Origin of the sequence: Halomonas sp. AOP7-E1-9, assembly GCF_052376035.1 — a bacterium.
Lineage (GTDB): Bacteria > Pseudomonadota > Gammaproteobacteria > Pseudomonadales > Halomonadaceae > Vreelandella > Vreelandella citrativorans.
In genome coordinates, this window is sequence record NZ_JBQSVC010000008.1 from 64,140 (window position 1) to 80,596 (window position 16,457).

Below are 16,457 nucleotides of genomic sequence, written 5' to 3' on the forward strand. Positions count from 1 at the left end.
TGCATTTGTTCTCCCTTAGCCATGCGCCACCACCGGCAGTTCAACAGTGACCTCAAGCCCCCCAGCCTCTGCGCGCTGAAGGCGCATTTGGCCATGATAGAGCGTGACCAGGTCCGCTACGATGGCAAGACCCAAGCCACTTTGGGAGCGCTGTTCATCCAATCGCTTGCCGCGCTCAAGTGCCTCCTGGCTCTCTTGCTGTGTCATCCCTGGGCCATCATCACTGATGCTCAACCAAAGTGTCTGGTCGACAACCCACACCCTAAACGTCACTTCATGGTTTGCCCAGCGCAGCGCATTATCCAGTACGTTGCCGATAAGCTCCTGAATATCTTGGGCATCCAAGTGCACACGCGGGTGATTTTCCCAGATTTGATGCAGGGTAAGCGTGCGACGCTGAGCCAGCCGACCCAGCCCGCTGAGCAGTGGCGATAGCGTATCGTGCAGCGAAATCGGCGCAAAGCGGCCACCGTCACCTGCGGCAGAGGCCCGTGCCAGGTGATGGCGAACGGCACTGTCCATTCGGGTTAACTCGGCTTCCCAGGCGGCGCGATGCGCGTCTGGCAGCTGGTGGACCAGCAAGCGCATAACGCTTAAGGGGGTTTTCAGGGCATGGGCCAAATTACCTGCTGTATGACGGCCACGCTCAATCAAGCGCTGGTCGCGGGCCAGTACGGCGTTCATGGAAGCCGCAAGCGTAGCAAGCTCATTAGGCAGGTCTGTTGTCATCGCTGCTGCGCGCCCTTGCTCAACGTCTTTTAAGTTGGCCTGCATACGCCGCAGCGGCGCAAGCCCCCAGCGCACCTGTAGGCCCAGCACGCCTAACAGCAATACTCCAAGACTGACCAGGCCCAGCCAGAGCAAGCGCTGGAACTCGCGTATATCGGACTTCAGCTCATCATCGCGGGCCGCTACGCTAATATGCAAAGGGGCTTCTAAAGGGGCCAGGTAAATATCTCGCTCGACGATACGCAGTGATTGCCCACGTGGGCCGGGCAACGAGCGCGCGCTCACCTCTTCATTATCGGTGACCGGCAGGCGTTGATCCCACAGCGAGCGCGAGGTGATCGTGTGCGTTTGTTGATCGGTAATTTGCCAGTACCAGCCCGAGAAGACCTGGTCAAAAAGTGGGTCCCCAAGAGCGCGGTCATAGCGCAACTGCTCACTTAGCGGGTCAACGGAAACGCCCGCAATAATCACGTTCAGCGTTGCTTCAAGGCGTTCATCAAACGACTCGGTCGCCGCGTTTCGGTAATGATGCGAGAGCAGCATTCCAGCGATCGGCAAGGCCACTCCGATCATGACTAAAACGGCCAGCAGCAAGCGAAGGCTAATCGAGCGGCCTGCCCAGCGCGTTCGCCAAGTGGGCGTTACCTTGCTCATTCGCCGCCGGGCACTTCGGCCAAGAGCCGGTAACCCTGCCCACGCAGGGTGGCAAACCGCCAGGCCCCCAGCTTGCGACGTAGTCGGCTGATCTGCACATCAATCACGTTTGAGTCGGGCTCATGGTCGCGGTCGTAAACGTGTTCAGAAAGCTCGCTTCGACTGACAACCCGAGGCGCGGCGTGCATCAGGTAGCCAAGCAAGCGTGTCTCTTGGGCAGTCAAACTTACCGGGCGGCCTGCCAAGGCAACGTGCTGGGTATGGGTATCGAGACTAAGCTCGCCCACTTTGAGTACCGGATGAGCATGGCCGTGGGTACGCCGCACCAGTGCCCGTAGCCGAAACAACACCTCACCCGGCTCGAAAGGCTTGGTAACGTAGTCATCGGCACCTGCGGTAAAGCCCGCCGCTTTATCGGCCCAACGCTCTCGAGCGGTCAGAATCAGCACAGGCAGATCAATGCCGTCTTCACGCCAGGCAGCCAGCCAACGCGTGCCGTCGCCGTCGGGCAAACCTACATCAAGTATTACCGTATCGTAGGTTTCGGTACGTACCAGAAAGTCGGCCTCCTGGCCATTGTCGGCATGCTCAACGACCCAGTCACCGTCACGCAGCGCTTGGCTCAGCTCGCGGGCAATCGCCTGATCATCCTCTACCAGCAAACACTTCATGGCGTCATACCTTGTGGGCGGCGCATCTCATTGATACGCACACCCTCTATTTTCATTAACTGACCATTGTGACCATCAAATTCAAACTCAACCACTTGACCTTGTGGGCCCAGCAGCTTGATTTCATACTCTACCAGACCCTGCTCGCGCTCTACCTCCACTTCCAGCACGTCTCCCAGATAGTTCGCTTCCAGCCAGTCTAAAATGGTTTCCAAGGGCACCACCTCCCCACGGCGCACTTCACTGTGCAGTGTTTCCCAGTGCTGGTCACCTACAGCGCTGCCTATCAATATGGCAACCAGCAGCGCCCCACCCATCCACTTGGCAGAGGAGAGGAAGCAGTAAAAGAGTCGGTGCGTGAATCGATGGCGGAGTGACTTCATTAGACTAGAATGCCAGAAGCAACATGAACGCTAGATGAATGGATTGTTCAGCTTGGGGAAATAACCGCAGTGCTATAAATCCTCTGTCGCATTCGCTGAGTGATCTGTATCAGACCACATTCATCGGGCAATGCCATTCATTAAGCAAAGAAGGAATTTGATATGAACGTCATGCAAAAAATGCTGTTGATACCCGCCTCTGCTCTGCTACTCACCGCGGCAGCAGGCAGCGCTCAAGCAGACGCGCTGTCCATGGATCGGGTTGACGAGGTGCTGGTACCTGCCGTCGATTATGGATTCACCCATTATGAAGAGATCAGCATTAAAAGCCGTGGACGCGCCGAGGTAGAAGGCTGGCTGGATGATGAGTGGTACGCCGACGTTGAATTTTCTCTGGATAACGGCGAAACCCTGAAAGAAGAGCGTAAACGCTTAATTACCGGTGCGTGGGGAATGAGCGAAGAGGACGTACGCCAGGCGCTGGAAGTGGCACGAAAAGAGGGCATGAGCGAGTTTGAGGATATCGACATCGATAAGGGCGGCGTTATTGATATCGAAGGCCGGGATGAGAATGGCCGCGAGCTGGAAATAAGCCTGCGTCAAGGCTCTTACGAGATTACTGAAATTGACCGTGATTAATGGCTGCTAGCGGTAGCACCCTATCACTGGCTAAGTGTTACCACACGGTGCGGGCCCTACGGGGCCCGCTTGTGTTTTTACCACTACCTAGCGACAGTGATGCCAAGGGGAGAACATCGTGGAACTGATAACGTGGAAGTAAGAAGGCATTGTGCTGAGAAAAGCGAAGAGATGATAGCGCCGGGGGTGGCCCAAATAGCGCATGATTTGGCGTGGTTGATAACAGCGCCCGACCTGGTCACGCTCCCGCCGCCCATGCCAAACGGTGGCCGCCCGACGTGTCAGGAATTGGGCCTGGCCACAGGCACTGCTGACTGGCTACAGCAAATAACGCCGCTACTCGCAGGTGTTAACCGCCAACAGACAGGCCGCATGGGGCACTACCACGAGCGGCTGTGGCATCTCCTGCTGGATAACGCGCCTAATACGCGGCTACTCGCCAAAAATGTGCGCATCTTTAAAAAGCGTACAACGCTTGGCGAGCTGGATATGCTTTACCGCACCCGCGATAACCCGGCGCCCGTGCATCTGGAAGTGGCGATCAAGTTTTATTTGGGCCTGCCTGAAGGCCCCGGCCCGGCCGACAGCCCAAGCCGCTGGATCGGTCCTGGTGGGCTGGATAGCCTGGCGCTAAAATGCGCTCATTTATGCCAGCACCAGTTGCCGCGCTCCATAACGCCCGGGGCACTGGCCACGCTGGCTCACTGGCTAACACCCCGCGACATCGCCACCTGCTCGTCCACGGTAGGAGAGCTTCTTACTCATCGCCTCGCCATGCCGGGCGTCTTGTTTTACCCGTGGCATACGGCGCTGCCTTCCCCCCAACATGCTACGCCGGACCATCACCGCGGCAGGTGGTGTTTTTTGCGTGACTGGCCTGCGCTGCGCGATAGCCTGGGTGCGTCGTTACGCATAGTCTGGTTACGAAAACCGCACTGGCTAGCGCCGCCCAGAACGGAAGATTTTCAACCAGTGGCCGCCGTGATACCAGGCATTGAGCGACTCATCGAACAGTACGGGCCCCAGCAAATAATGCTCTACCTGCCCCACCAGCAGCGCATTGAGCGGGTATTTATTGTGCCCAACGACTGGCCCCGCCAAGTGCCCATCGCCCCCAAGGCAAAGTAGCGCACACATAAAAAAGCCGCTTACTGATCACAGCAAACGGCGTTTTGATGATGTTCTATTTCAACCAATACCCGGGCAAAAACCAGGCGCTAGATCACGACCAGGTTATCGCGGTGAATCAGTTCATGGGCTTCTACGTAGCCCAAAATAGCCTCAATTTGGTGACTCGGCTGACCCGCCAACTGATGCGCTTCATCCACGCCGTAATTGACCAGCCCTTTAGCAACCGGCGTGCCCTGCTCATCGACACACACCACCATATCGCCCCGCTTGAACGTGCCTTTGACACCCCGCACCCCTACCGGCAACAGGCTGGAGCCTTTTTCGCGCAGGACTTTTACCGCCCCGGCATCCAGCGTCAGCGTGCCACGCACTTGAAGTTGCCCCGCCAGCCAGCGCTTACGCGCCGCCATCGGTGCCTGCTCCGGATGCAGTAGCGTTCCCAACGCTTCACCACTCATAAGCCGGGTAATGACATCTGGCTGGCGACCACTGGCAATCACTGTAACGGCGCCTGAACGCGCGGCAAGCTTGGCAGCACGTACCTTGGTACTCATGCCTCCCCGCCCCAGCGCCCCGCCGCTGCCCGCCACCACTGCCAAGCGCGGGTCATCTGCGCGCCCTTCGGCGATCATCTGAGCATTGGGGTTATAGCGTGGGTCGGCATCGAACAGGCCTTCCTGGTCGGTCAGCAGCAGTAACGCGTCCGCTTCCAGCAGGTTGGCTACCAACGCACCCAGCGTATCGTTATCGCCAAAGCGTATTTCGTCAGTCACCACCGTATCGTTTTCGTTGATGACCGGCACCACGCGCATCTCCACCAGCGTGCGCAGGGCCGATAACGCATTGAGGTAGCGTTTGCGGTTGGAAAGGTCGTCATGAGTAAGCAGAATCTGCGCAGTGAGCATTTCGTGGCGAGCAAAATGTTGCTCATAGCACTGAGTAAGGCCGTTCTGGCCCACGGCGGCGGCGGCCTGCAGCTCATGCACCGCACTCGGGCGTGCTTGCCAGCCTAACCGCACCATACCTGCTGCCACGGCGCCGGAGGAGACCAGCACCACTTCAACACCCTGTTGATGAAGCTCGGCAATCTGGTCAACCCAGCCGCCAATAGCGGCTTCATCCAGGCCACGGCCGTCGTTGGTCAGCAGTGCGCTGCCGATTTTCACTACCACGCGGCGCGCACAGCTTAGCGCTTCGCGGCCCATCCCCTGCTCATGACTCTCCATCCGTCTCTACCTTATCAGGCACATTGTTAACGCTATTCAGCAATGATATTCGACAACAATATTCAACGTCGGCCATTACTGGCAGGCTGAGCAAGCCTGCCGGTTTCGGCCGTTAAGGTGCGTACTCAACCTCAACGTCGTAATCATCGTCATCGAAGTCATCGTCGTCGGCTTCTTCAGCAGGCCGCTTGCGGCGACGCCCCAGACGCTCTTCGATACGAGCGACCGACTCATCTTCCATGCGGCGGCGCATCTCCTGCTCGCGGGCCAGCGCCTCTTCGTCTTCGTTCTCAAGGCGACGCTGCTCGGTCAGCCAGCGGTACGCGGCCTGAACCAGCTTGTCCGTGCCTTCACTGCTAATCGCCGAGATACGGAACACCGGGCCTTCCCAGCCAAGCGCATCAATGATCGCCTGGGCGCGCTCTTCGCGCTCCTCTTCCGGCAGCAGGTCAAACTTGTTCAACACCAGCCAGCGCGGGCGCTCGGAAAGCGCCGGAGAGAACTGACCAAGCTCATGCACAATCGCTTGAGCGGCTTCCACTGGGTCAGACTCATCAAAGGGCGCTATATCGACCACATGAAACAGCAGTCGCGTGCGGGTCAGGTGCTTAAGAAAGCGCTGCCCCAGGCCCGCACCATCAGAGGCACCTTCGATCAACCCCGGCACGTCCGCCATCACAAAGTGCTCGTGCATCCCCAGCTTCACCACCCCCAGGTTAGGCACCAGTGTGGTAAACGGGTAGTTGGCGACTTTAGGTTTGGCCGCCGATACCGAGCGAATCAGGGTGGATTTGCCAGCATTGGGCATGCCCAACAGGCCAACATCCGCCATCACCTTCATTTCCAGACGCAAATTGCGACGGTCACCTTCGGTACCTGGCGTGGTGCGCCGCGGTGCACGGTTAGTGGACGACTTGAAGTGGATGTTACCCAAACCACGTCGACCACCTTCCGCGACCAGTACCACCTGGCCAATTTCGGTAATATCCGCGATGACTTCCAGTGTATCAACATCCACAACGGTGGTGCCTACCGGCACCTTAACGTGCAGGTCTTCACCGGCTTTACCGCTCATCTGGCGGCCCATGCCGCCCTGGCCGTTCTCAGCCTTGTAAAAACGCTGAAACTTGAAGTCGACCAGCGTATTGAGCGCATCGTCACCAATCAGGTAAACGCTGCCGCCGTGCCCACCGTCACCACCATCGGGGCCACCCTTGGGCACATATTTTTCGCGGCGAAAGCTCAGACAGCCATTGCCGCCATTTCCCGCCTCAACAATAATCGAGGCTTCATCGACGAACTGCATAGTTTCTCCCGGCCGCTTCCGCCGCCCTATATGCAACGCTCCTGCCTCCATTCATTGGGCAAGAGGGTTTAAACAGACAAAAAAGCCCCGCCATAGCGGGGCTTTTTTTCATTAACTACGTTCTACGCAACCAGAGTTGCTTATTCAGAAACGATGCTAACGAATTTGCGGTTTTTCGGGCCTTTGGTCTCAAACTTCACAAAGCCTTCGTTCAGTGCGAACAAAGTGTGATCACGACCTAGACCAACGCCAGTACCCGCGTGGAAACGCGTGCCGCGCTGACGAACGATGATGCTACCTGCGTTCGCTGCTTGGCCACCGAAAAGCTTAACACCGAGGCGTTTGGATTCGGAATCGCGACCGTTACGCGTGGAGCCGGCTGCCTTTTTATGTGCCATTGCAAAATTCTCCTTTCAGGGAATGAACCGCTTACGCGGAAATTCCGGTAATTTTGACTTCAGTGAACCACTGACGGTGGCCCTGACGCTTCATGCTGTGCTTACGGCGACGGAATTTAATGATCGTCACCTTGTCACCGCGGCCGTGGGAAACGATTTCAGCGGAAACCTTGGCGCCACTCAACAGCGGGGCACCAATGTTTACGTCGTCGCCGTCTGCAACCAGCAGCACTTCATCAAACTCAATCGTTTCGCCGGTAGCGACTTCGATTTTCTCGAGTTTAAGGGTCTGACCTTCTTGAACGCGGTACTGCTTGCCACCGCTTTTGATAATTGCGTACATGTCGCTCTCCGGACTTGTCGGTAATGCCGTTATGCGTTGCATAACCAGCGCTCATCGCCTGACGCTCTTATTGACCTGCTGCGAGTGGCGCCCCTTTTGGAGCCATCTGACAGGGAGCATGATGAGTGGGTCGCGGATTATAACGACAATCGCCTTCTACCACAAGACGACAGGCCGTTGTCAATTGATGATTATTGTCGCACGTCGAATGGATACCCTGCACGCGCCTTGACGCTTTCCCGGTAGCCCCATAGCATGACCTCAATTCAGGGGCGTACCCCTCCACCTGCCGCGATGAACGGAACCCATGACCGCCAACGTCTCCCCAACCCCGACTGCCAGCCCTACGCCCTCACCGCTGCACGCCGTGGTGGCAGATGACTTTGAAGCCGTCAACCGGACGATTGTTGAGCAGCTCACCTCGAAAGTCCCGCTCGTCGAGACCATTAGCCAATACATTATTGAAAGCGGCGGCAAGCGTTTGCGGCCCATGCTGGTACTGCTGGCAGCTCGTTCACTGGGCTACCAGGGCGACAAGCACATTACCCTGGCCACGCTGATCGAGTTCATGCACACATCCACACTTCTGCATGACGATGTGGTGGATGAGTCTCACATGCGCCGCGGCAAAAAAACCGCCAACGATGCCTGGGGTAACGCGCCATCGGTGTTAGTCGGCGACTTCCTCTATTCGCGCTCATTTCAGCTCATGGTTGATGTTGGGTCGATGCAGATCATGGCGATTCTCTCCAGCGCCACCCGCACCATCGCCGAAGGCGAAGTGCTACAACTGACCAACATTGGCAACCCTAGCGTCTCTGAAGCGGACTACTTTGAAACCATTCAAGGTAAAACCGCCATGCTGTTTGAAGCTGCCAGCCACAGCGGTGCCGTACTTGCTGATGCCACACCAAAGCAAGCCCAGGCGCTACAGTTATATGGCCGTTACCTGGGCCTTGCCTTCCAGTTGATTGATGACCTGTTGGATTACCAGGGCGATGCCGACGCCATGGGTAAAAATGTCGGCGATGACCTGGCCGAAGGCAAGCCCACCCTGCCGCTGATTCACGCCATGGAGCAGGGCACGCCTGAGCAGGCCAAGCTAATTCGCCAGGTGATCCGCAAAGGCGGCCTTGAGCAGTTGGATGACGTACTCGCCATTGTTCACGCTACGGGCGCGCTTGAGTACACCCGTAAACGCGCCAATGAAATGGCCGATAAGGCACTGGCGCAATTAGAGTTACTTTCACCCAGCCCATATCGCGATAGCATGGCGCAACTCGCCCGCTTGGCCGTTGACAGGCAAGCATAAATTCGCACAACAGGGGTGCTGATGCTTGATAAAAAGCGTCCCTTTGTGTAAGATACGCCCCGTTGTTGAGCACCGCTCACAACCTTCGGAATATAGCTCAGCTTGGTAGAGCGCTGCCTTCGGGAGGCAGAGGTCGTAGGTTCGAATCCTGCTATTCCGACCAAGAACACTATTAAAAACAGCCACTTAGCTATTACAGCAAGTGGCCGTTTTTTTAATCTACACTTCCCTTCCGCTAGCCTATTCTTCGAGCAGGTCAGGCGCGACGCTGACAACCTCGTTTCTATAGTCATTCAGCGCTTTTTCAAACAGCTCTATCCAAGCCGCGTTGGTAGCAAACGGGCGAATCTGGCGAGTGCGGACAAGAATACTTTCTTGCGTTTCACTAGATCGTAGCTCAAGGGTTGTGGAGATCCGAGTGTTCAAGGTAGTTTCCAATCCTGGAGTGAGCCACCCCCAAAACTCATCGATATAAACATCTATGACCGGACTATTAGCTGCAGCAACTGCTGACTGAGGAAGCACACTGCAACCGGATTCGTTCAGAGCAAGAGCCAAATTGCTACGCACCACGCTATCAACGGTTTGTCCATTTTCCAACAAAACGTCTCCTATCGCATAACCGTATTTATTCTTTTTTCGACCAATCGCTCTTGCTTTGGTCTGGTCGGATGCTTTACTTGCCCCGCCTTTTCCAAGAGAAGGAGTGCTCGGATTAATCGGTGACTCTTCGAAAACTCGCCGATCAATAACCTCTCCTATTACTATGGTCTGCTCTGTACTCGCATATTGGTTTGAATTTGCCTCAGGCAGCGGCAACGCTATTTCGCTACGGTTGATAGCACAACCAGACAACAGCACTAAACAGAAAACTGCTAAAACCCTTGAGTATCTATTAGTTATCAACCCTTTATTCCCTTAATGTTAGTTTTCATATGAAGTTCGTCTAATAACCTTTGTTATTAGATATGAAAAGCTTCGTCCCCAGGGCGGATTATGTCAACTTAGACATAGCTGAACGTCTCTTATTACTTCATCAACATACGTGTTTAACGATCAACCAGCCCCTCACTCTTCCGGCTTTGCCAAAACAGCCAGCTGGGTCAATCTACTGGCACAGTGTCGCTGTCGATACACTAGCACCAAAATAGTAGCTTGCTAACGGCAGTGCTATCATCAGTGCCTTTGCCATCTCGATGTTCATCTAGGGAAGCTCACCATCAACCATTTAACCCATACCAAAGCCGTTCTGCTGTTTGCCAGCACCATGACGGTGATGTCGGGCGCGATTATTGCGCCTGCTTTGCCGGGTATTAGCCGCCATTTTTCGGATCATCCGCAGGTGTTGATTCAACTGATCCTGACGCTTCCTGCGCTGATGATTACGCTGTTCAGCCCACTGATGGGCTATCTGGCCGACCGGTTTGGGCGCAAGCCGCTACTCCTGATGATGCTGTCCATTTATGGCCTGGCGGGTGGGGCGGGCTTCTTGATTGATAGCGTGAACCTGTTGTTAGCATCACGGGCGCTGATGGGCATCGCCGTGGCCGGTATTTTAAGTATTAGTACTACGTTAGTTGGCGACTATTTTGATGGCCCCGAGCGAGTGCGTTTTTTGGGTCTGCAAAGTAGCTGCATGGCGCTCGGTGGCGTGGTGTTTATTAATCTGGGTGGGCTACTCTCCGACTGGAGCTGGCGGGGGCCTTTCCTGCTTTACCTAACCGGGGTGTTTCTACTGCCTTATGCCTGGACGATGCTCAAGGCGCCTAAGCTCCAGAGCAATGCGCAGACAGGCAGCGTCAACGCGCCGGTCAAGGTCGACTATATGCGCACCGGGATTGCCTATTTGGCGGGCATGCTGAGCATGATGATGTTTTATATGTTCCCGGCGCAGCTGCCTTTTTTGCTTTCAGAGCAGGGTGAGGTCAGCGGTTTAGCCATCGGCATTGCGCTCTCGACCGCTGCCTTTACCGCCAGCATCGTGTCGTTCTGCTATGGCTACTACAAACCCTTTTTGTCGGTCATGACGATCTATATAGCGGGCTTTGTACTGGCCGCGCTGGGCTTTATGGTGGTGGGCCTTACGCAGAGTTATGCCATGGCGATTGTCGGCGCGGCCATTTCGGGACTTGGCCTGGGCGCTTTTATGCCCAACACCACGGCCTGGCTAATGCGAATTACGCCACAGCGAGTGCGTGGCCGCGTGTTTGGTGGCTTTACCGCTACCTTCTTTCTTGGTCAGTTTATCTCGCCCATTGCGGTCGCCCCTGCGGTTACCTGGCTTGAGTCACTGCGCAATGTTTATACCGGCATGGCCGTGCTCTGCTGCGTGTTGGCGGTGATACTGGTTATCCTGGGCAGGACGCTGCTACGCGCTGACAGCACGCTTTAAGCGGTAGCAACGTTTTCATGTCAAGCCGATCATCAAGAAGGCGAGAATCAAGAAGGCGAAAATACCAACCCTATGATGCTGACAAAGATCAATACCGCTCCCAGCACCCGGAAAAACACGCCTGTATCGGCTTTGATGATATAGCGGTGCGCTCGCTCACCCACCAGGTGCCCGGCATACGCGCAGGGCAATAGCCATAGTTGATGGATCAGCTGTAGGTCCACACCGGCAAATACAAACGAGATCATCTTGATCACGACCAGAATGAACCACAGCACGAACATGGTATCGCGCAGCTGCTCCTTGGCGACATGTGAGGCAAACACCGCCACAATCAGCGGCGCACCAATCAGCGACGTACCGCTGACATAGCCGCCCAAGGCCAGCAGCACATAGTCGACGTACCTGTTGTTGCTTTGAAACGGCTTATTGAGCACATAGCCAATAGCGTAGACCAGCACGATGCCGAAAATGATGCTGGTCATGATAGTGGCAGGCAGCGTTAACAGGCCCACCACGCCAACCAGCTTGGGAATGATCATGATTTTCAGGGCCTTGCGTAAATAGGCCCAATCAATATTGCTCTGTGCCGGCGCGTTGCCACTCTCTCGCTTTATTTGGCGGTTACCCTGCCAGGCGATCCAGCTGGAGAAGATCAGTAGATGAATGGCGATAATCGGCAAGAAAAGTAGTGGATCGTTAACCACCAAGAGTAGAAACGGCAACGCCAACACCGCACCGCCAAACCCCAGGCTGGTTCTAACAAAACCGCTCCAGGCAAAAATCAGCCCGATTAACGCATACTGATACCACAACAAATCCGCCATTCACTTGCGTCCCTGGTTATCACGTTGGTTATCAAAACGATGACCCGCCTACCGCCCACCAGCTGGGTAATAGCGCCTGCACGCGGGTGTGAGCAAAACGATCATCCATTAATACCACAACCCCCTCATCAAAGGGGCTGCGGATCACTCGTCCGGCGGCTTGTACTACCTTGATCATCCCCGGAATGCGGTAGGTGTAGTCATCGCCCTGGCCAAACCGTGCCGTGAGGCGCGCTTTAAGCGCTTCGTTGAAGGCGTTAAAGGGCGGTAAGCCCAGCGTTGCAATAAACGCCCCAATCAGTCGATCGCCGGGCAGGTCGATGCCTTCAGCAAAGGCGCCGCCCAGTACCGCAAAGCCGATGCCCTGCCCACCCAGCGTAAAACGCTGCAAGAACGCTTCGCGCTCGGCTTCACGCATGCCCGGCGTTTGGGCAAATGCAGGGATGTCAGGGTACTGTTCACAAAACCGCTTAAGCGCGGCATTGAGGTAGGTGAAACTGCTAAAAAATGCCAGATAGTGGCCCGGCGCCTGCTCGTACTGCTGGGCCATTTCGGCCACCATCGGCGCAAGCGACGCCTCCCGGTCGCGAAAGCGGGTCGAGATATCCTGGCGAATGCGCACTTCAAGCTGGCGGGCCACAAAGGGCGAGCACACTTCGCGCCATACCGTGTTCTCTGGCAGGCCCAGCAGGTCACGGTAATAATGGGCAGGCGTTAGGGTGGCGGAGAACAGCACGGTGCTATGCGCGGCCTTGAAGCGTGGCGCTAAAAAATCCGCCGGTATCAGATTACGCAGCCCCATCAGCGCCTTCCCTCGGCCTTTTAATGTGAGATCACACAGCGAGTGATCGCCGAAATTCTCCGCCAGGCGGCAAAATGCCAGCGCCTCAAACAGCAGCTCCTGCAGCTCATAAGAGATATCTTCGAGGTGCTCGCCCAGGTGGGTGGTGATCGAGGCGGCAGCGTTCTGAAGGGCGCCCACCAGTTTATCGGGTAGCGACTCAAGCAGGTGATAGCCTTCCCGCTCAGCCTCATCCGACTTACTTTCGGCGACGTCTTTCACCACGGCCTGCCACTGCCGACCTAGGCTTGCCAATGAGCGGCTCAGCGCTTTGGGGGCACTGCGCTTAACGCGGTTAAAGCGCTGCTGGTCAAGCTCGGCGCTATACATGCCACGTGCCCGCTCGACCAGGTTGTGCGCTTCATCCACCAATAATCCCACTCGCCAATCATTAGCTTGTGCCAGGCCATGGAGCAGCGCATGGCGATCAAACCAGTGGTTAACGTCGCCCACAATCACATCGGCCCAGCGCGCCAGTTCCTGGCCCAGGTAATAAGGGCAAACACTGTGAGTAAGCGCTAACTTGCGCAATGTTTCGCGGTCCCACCCGCTTTCAGCCACGGCGGCCTGGCGTGCAGCGAGCAGGCGGTCATAGAAGCCCGCCGCTAACGGGCAGGCATCACCATGGCAGGCGGTTCCGGGGTACTCGCAGGCTTTTTCACGGGCAATGAGTTCCAGCACACGCGGCGCGCTGTTATCAGAATGTTCGGCGGATTGTCCAGAAGGGCGAAGCTGAGCCAGGGCGTCCAGCGCCAGGCGGCGCCCGGGCGTTTTCATGGTCAGGAAAGCGATCCGATCAAGGCGCTGGCGAGGCATGGCGGTGAGCATGGGGAACAGCGTACCCAACGTTTTGCCGATCCCGGTAGGCGCCTGGGCCAGCAGGCAGCGCCCGGTACTGGCGGCCTTGTAAACATCTTCGGCTAGCTCGCGCTGGCCGGGGCGAAACGTAGTATGAGGAAATTGAAGGTCGTTTAACGCTGCATCGCGGGCTTCACGATGCACCGCTTCCTGTTCGGCCCAGGCAATAAAGCGCTCGCACTGAGTGGTAAAGAACGTCTCAAGCTCGTCTGCACGCACTTTTTGGCTAAGCAAGGTCTCTTTTTCAGTGGCGATATCCAGATACACCAGCGTGAGCGTGATCTCCTCCAACTCGCGCGCTTTACATAACAGGGCGCCATAAATTTTCACCTGCGCCCAGTGCAGCGCGCGCTGGTTGTCGGCCATGCGCTCAAGGCTGCCGCGGTAGGTCTTGACCTCCTCCAAACGGTTTTCGGCAGGATCATACCCATCGGCGCGTCCGGTGACGGCCAGGCTTTTGTAGGTACCGGAAAGCGGCATTTCGGCAATATAGTCATCGCCTCGGCGGCTGGCGACCAGGCGCTGGGTGACGGGGTAAAGCGGTGATCCAGGTCACCCTCGCGGGCGGTAAAATCACACAGTGCGCGAACGGCTATCCGATACTCCGCAGCGCTACTCATAACGTACCTAGCGAGTCAGCCAGCCACTGCACGTAACATACTGCAACCGGAATACGATGCTGATGAAAAAATGCCAGCCAGCGGCGCTGGTTATCCTGAAGCCGGTCACCAGGGCCTTTCACTTCAATAAGCCGATAGCGGGGTTCATTCTTCGGTGCGTTGGGTAAAAACTGGATCAAGTCGGGCAACCCTGCCCGGTTAGCTTTAAGGTCTTGTAAAAGCCGTTCAAAACAGGCTTTCAAGTGGGCGGCAGGCAGGCACTCAAGCGCCAGCGCTAAAAGCGTTTCATCCAGCAATGGCCAGTGCACAAAGGGGGACGCCAGGCCGTGTTTTTGCTGCCTGGTTGTGTGAATCGTCTGCTGGTAGCTGCCATCCTCTAGCTGTGCCAGGCACTCATCAAATAAACCACGCCGCCGGGCGACGAAATCTTCACGATAAAGATCCGCAGGCCCGCTATGAAACGGATGAAAAAACGCCCCGGGCAGAGGAGCAAAGATAGCGGGCCAACAGAGCAGGCCAAACAAGCCGGTGATTAGCATGTTTTCCGCATAGTACACCGGCGCTTCAGGCGTGCCGACATGCTGCCCAACGGCGCGCTCTACCGGCTGAGGGCCGGGAAGCGTTAACTCCCAGCGCGTGTAGGCAGGCTCATGCACCGGCGGCTGCGCCTCCATTTTCAACTTTTTACGCAGCCGAGGCAGCAACCGTGCGAGTGCCTGAGCTTCGGTTTCATTGGGCGTAAGTCGCTGGGCATCCATTGCCAGCTCAAATGCCTCCTGATACCTACCCAACCGCTCCAATACGCGCAGCTGGCGAACGCGGGCTTCGCTGCTATCCGCTTGTGCATAAAGTAAAATGGCCTGCTCGGTTTGGCCACTGCGCTCCGCTTCGCGGCCCATCTGCAACACCACGCGAGCGTGTCGAGTCGCTAACCAGGCGTTAGCGGGTTTGGGCGGTAGCTCATGCTGTAGATGTTCAAGTGGCTCGCCCTCTTCAAGGCGCTGCCTAAGCCTATGCAAGTCGAAGTAAGCATTCACTTCTTCGCGTTTCTGGAAGGCACGCGAGGCGGCGGTGAACGGTACCTTTTCAAACCGCTGAAGCCCCAGCTCCGTTAGCACGAACTCGGCCCAGTCCTGGCGAAGGTTGCCAAAGAACATCAGCCGTAACCGGTCGCACACGTCCATTACGTTAAGACGCACGATGCTGTCCGACGCTTTTGGCCACCACTCAGTTAACGGTTTTATCTCAGTGAGCTGGAGCGTTAGCGTGGCCTGGAGTACCGCTTTGCCAGCAGACGCGGGAAGCCCCGCATCGCGTATAGGCGTTGCCAAGGCTGAGCGCAGCTCGGCCAAGCGCAGTTGATGAAACAGCTCATTCACACTCAGCGCCGGGGCAGTATCCACCCAACCAAGCGAGGCCAAAGGTGCGAGGGCATCTGCCGTGTCGCCTATTTCCGGGTAGTTGAGTTTGTAAAGCCGGAACAGCTCGCCCTTGCGCATTACCATACGGGTAAGCAACGCCTGGGAAGAGCGCGGCAGCGTATCAAAGCGGCTTATAAAGGTGAGTTCGTCGGTATCTAGAAGGTCAGCGTGGCGCTCACCCACCCACCCCAGCACGAAGCGAAAGTTCGTCAGGTAGTAGAAGGGATCGTCGAGCGAAGCAGTAACGGAAGTGGCAGAAGCACTGTTCATGCATCCATTGTATCAGCGCGATTTGCCCCGCGTCATGGGCTATTTCAGCCCACGCGGTGCTGCATTAATACCTCAAGTGCGTCATCCACTTCATCATGGGAAGCGCTGGAAGCCACGGGGGCTTGGCGGGTGGTGCGGGGCTTCGCACTATCACCTACCAGTACGTACCATTCGGCTTCGGTGAGATAGTGCTGACACCAACGACCCAGGCCGTCGGCGACTACGTCACGGCTCTGCTCGCCACCGCGAAAGCCGTGGGCCAAGTAAAGCAGGTCCTGCCGGGCGGTGCGCGCACGGGCATTGCCGCCATGTACCTTGGAAAGCGGGCAGCGCCGGTCGTAGGCCGCGTTGGTTAACGCATTAAGCCAACGCTCCAATTCATGCCCCTGAATACCGCCGTAAACTGCCACGCCTGCGCTCCCTGCCCGTTAGTGGG

At 56.7% G+C, this 16,457-nt stretch carries 15 protein-coding genes, 1 tRNA gene and 1 pseudogene; 5 read left to right on the forward strand and 12 right to left on the reverse strand.

Features of this window, described 5'->3' with window-relative positions; translation table 11 throughout:
* Positions 1-15: 15 nt before the first annotated feature.
* Genes ACT3R4_RS06835 through ACT3R4_RS06845 form a run of 3 tightly spaced genes read right to left on the reverse strand, consistent with a single transcriptional unit; the run spans position 16 to position 2,371 of the window.
* Positions 16-1,383 carry a sensor histidine kinase gene (locus ACT3R4_RS06835; protein WP_441678175.1) on the reverse strand — a complete coding sequence of 456 codons (1,368 nt, stop codon included), beginning with the start codon at positions 1,381-1,383 and terminating at the stop codon, positions 16-18.
* Positions 1,380-2,054, reverse strand: coding sequence for a response regulator transcription factor (locus ACT3R4_RS06840; protein ID WP_441678173.1), 675 nt, complete (start codon positions 2,052-2,054; stop codon positions 1,380-1,382). The genes ACT3R4_RS06835 and ACT3R4_RS06840 overlap by 4 nt, the downstream gene beginning before the upstream one ends.
* Entirely contained in the window at positions 2,051-2,371 is a 321-nt protein-coding gene (locus ACT3R4_RS06845) for a PepSY domain-containing protein (RefSeq protein ID WP_441678238.1), read from the reverse strand. The genes ACT3R4_RS06840 and ACT3R4_RS06845 overlap by 4 nt, the downstream gene beginning before the upstream one ends.
* Positions 2,372-2,599: 228 nt before the next feature.
* Between ACT3R4_RS06845 and ACT3R4_RS06850 the strand changes: the two genes are divergently transcribed.
* Positions 2,600-3,076 carry a PepSY domain-containing protein gene (locus ACT3R4_RS06850; RefSeq protein WP_087108803.1) on the forward strand — a complete coding sequence of 159 codons (477 nt, stop codon included), beginning with the start codon at positions 2,600-2,602 and terminating at the stop codon, positions 3,074-3,076.
* Positions 3,077-3,247: 171 nt separating this feature from the next.
* Positions 3,248-4,204, forward strand: a complete 957-nt coding sequence (locus ACT3R4_RS06855) for a DUF1853 family protein (protein ID WP_441678237.1) — start codon at positions 3,248-3,250, stop codon at positions 4,202-4,204.
* A gap of 89 nt (positions 4,205-4,293) precedes the next feature.
* On the opposite strand, the gene proB is transcribed toward ACT3R4_RS06855, so the two are convergent.
* The 4 genes from proB to rplU form a co-directional block, all read right to left on the reverse strand.
* Positions 4,294-5,433, reverse strand: coding sequence for a glutamate 5-kinase (gene proB / locus ACT3R4_RS06860; RefSeq protein ID WP_441678171.1), 1,140 nt, complete (start codon positions 5,431-5,433; stop codon positions 4,294-4,296).
* A gap of 112 nt (positions 5,434-5,545) precedes the next feature.
* The gene (cgtA, locus tag ACT3R4_RS06865) at positions 5,546-6,739 is read right to left on the reverse strand and encodes an Obg family GTPase CgtA (RefSeq protein ID WP_441678169.1); all 1,194 of its coding nucleotides are present in this window, start codon (positions 6,737-6,739) and stop codon (positions 5,546-5,548) included.
* A 140-nt stretch (positions 6,740-6,879) separates the two neighbouring features.
* Positions 6,880-7,137, reverse strand: a complete 258-nt coding sequence (gene rpmA / locus ACT3R4_RS06870; RefSeq protein ID WP_018917617.1) for a 50S ribosomal protein L27 — start codon at positions 7,135-7,137, stop codon at positions 6,880-6,882.
* Between the two features lie 31 nt (positions 7,138-7,168).
* A complete protein-coding gene (gene rplU / locus ACT3R4_RS06875) occupies positions 7,169-7,480 on the reverse strand; it encodes a 50S ribosomal protein L21 (RefSeq protein ID WP_087108812.1) in 312 nt (103 codons plus the stop codon).
* A 307-nt stretch (positions 7,481-7,787) separates the two neighbouring features.
* Between rplU and ispB the strand changes: the two genes are divergently transcribed.
* Together ispB and ACT3R4_RS06885 are read left to right on the forward strand one after the other, a co-directional pair.
* Complete coding sequence (gene ispB / locus ACT3R4_RS06880; protein WP_441678167.1) at positions 7,788-8,792, forward strand: octaprenyl diphosphate synthase; 1,005 nt, start codon at positions 7,788-7,790, stop codon at positions 8,790-8,792.
* Between the two features lie 86 nt (positions 8,793-8,878).
* Positions 8,879-8,955: transfer RNA gene (locus ACT3R4_RS06885), tRNA-Pro, on the forward strand.
* Positions 8,956-9,032: 77 nt separating this feature from the next.
* On the opposite strand, the gene ACT3R4_RS06890 is transcribed toward ACT3R4_RS06885, so the two are convergent.
* On the reverse strand, positions 9,033-9,698 hold the full coding sequence (locus ACT3R4_RS06890; RefSeq protein ID WP_441678166.1) for a hypothetical protein: 666 nt from the start codon (positions 9,696-9,698) through the stop codon (positions 9,033-9,035).
* 346 nt (positions 9,699-10,044) lie between these two features.
* Here ACT3R4_RS06890 and ACT3R4_RS06895 point away from each other — a divergent pair, with 346 nt between their 5' ends.
* Positions 10,045-11,184, forward strand: a complete 1,140-nt coding sequence (locus ACT3R4_RS06895) for an MFS transporter (RefSeq protein ID WP_442353123.1) — start codon at positions 10,045-10,047, stop codon at positions 11,182-11,184.
* 47 nt (positions 11,185-11,231) lie between these two features.
* Here ACT3R4_RS06895 and ACT3R4_RS06900 read toward each other — a convergent pair whose 3' ends face one another.
* From ACT3R4_RS06900 to ACT3R4_RS06915, 4 genes and pseudogenes are all read right to left on the reverse strand, one after another.
* Positions 11,232-12,011: a TSUP family transporter gene (locus ACT3R4_RS06900; protein ID WP_441678164.1), complete on the reverse strand. Its 780-nt coding sequence runs from the start codon at positions 12,009-12,011 to the stop codon at positions 11,232-11,234.
* A gap of 31 nt (positions 12,012-12,042) precedes the next feature.
* A pseudogene (locus ACT3R4_RS06905) lies at positions 12,043-14,330 on the reverse strand (helicase C-terminal domain-containing protein).
* Positions 14,327-16,021 (reverse strand): VRR-NUC domain-containing protein, encoded by a 1,695-nt coding sequence (locus ACT3R4_RS06910; protein WP_441678162.1) that lies wholly within the window; start codon positions 16,019-16,021, stop codon positions 14,327-14,329. The pseudogene ACT3R4_RS06905 and the gene ACT3R4_RS06910 overlap by 4 nt, the downstream one beginning before the upstream one ends.
* Before the next feature lie 44 nt (positions 16,022-16,065).
* Positions 16,066-16,431 carry a hypothetical protein gene (locus tag ACT3R4_RS06915; RefSeq protein ID WP_441678160.1) on the reverse strand — a complete coding sequence of 122 codons (366 nt, stop codon included), beginning with the start codon at positions 16,429-16,431 and terminating at the stop codon, positions 16,066-16,068.
* Between the last annotated feature and the right edge of the window lie 26 nt (positions 16,432-16,457).